Consider the following 754-nt stretch of genomic DNA (forward strand, 5'->3'; position numbering starts at 1 on the left):
CATCCCCGTACACCGCATACGCCACGTCCGGATGCCACAGGATGATCCCGTTCTGGAACTGCTGGAAGCGCCCACCCAGCGACGAGTCGCGTTCGCCCTGGACCGGCTGTCCCAGGACGCTGCCGGGGCCGCCCATGCTGTCGTACTTGACGGCGATGGTGCCGTACGGCACGAGGTCGTCCAGTGCGTTGTAGCGGCGGGGGGAGAAGCCGCGCAGTCCGTCGTTCCAGACGCGTTCCTCGGCCACGTGGCCGAAGTCGTACTCTTCGCGAACCACCGGCCGGGTGTGGGCCGGGTCCGCCCAGCGGACGAACAGCGCCACGTGGTCGACGCCGCCCGAGTCCCGCAGCAGGGCGTCGCCGGGCTGCAGGTCGTCAGCCGGGATGCCGGACGTGACGTCCCACAGGCCCCAGGTGGTGAGGGAGCTGCTCAGGTGCCAGGCCATGGAGACGTAGCCCGAGCAGTCCGGGCGGTAGCAGCCGAACTGGTCCTCGTGGCAGCCGGACTGGCTGTACGGCACCTGCTCGGCGATCCACGACCAGGCGCGGTCCATGGCCTCGCCGCGCCCGATCGGCCCGTCGGGGCTCGACGCGCTCGCGGCCGGTACGGCGCAGAGGGTGGTGACGATGAGCGCCGAGGACACAGCCGCCGTGCGAAGCACCTTGCGGTGAAGGGACTTCAAGGGAGTTCTCCTGTTCAGTTGTCGGTGATCCAGGTGCCCTTGTCGGGGTGCCAGTGGATGGTGGCCTTCTGG

General features: G+C 69.6%; 1 protein-coding gene. It reads right to left on the bottom strand.

Annotated features, from left to right (window positions below; translation table 11 throughout):
• Positions 1–682, bottom strand: a 682-nt coding sequence (locus IE273_RS43155; protein WP_189820558.1) for a hypothetical protein, incomplete at its 3' end; no start/stop codon positions are given.
• Between the last annotated feature and the right edge of the window lie 72 nt (positions 683–754).

The organism is Streptomyces olivaceoviridis (assembly GCF_014650115.1).
GTDB classification, from domain to species: Bacteria; Actinomycetota; Actinomycetes; order Streptomycetales; family Streptomycetaceae; genus Streptomyces; species Streptomyces olivaceoviridis.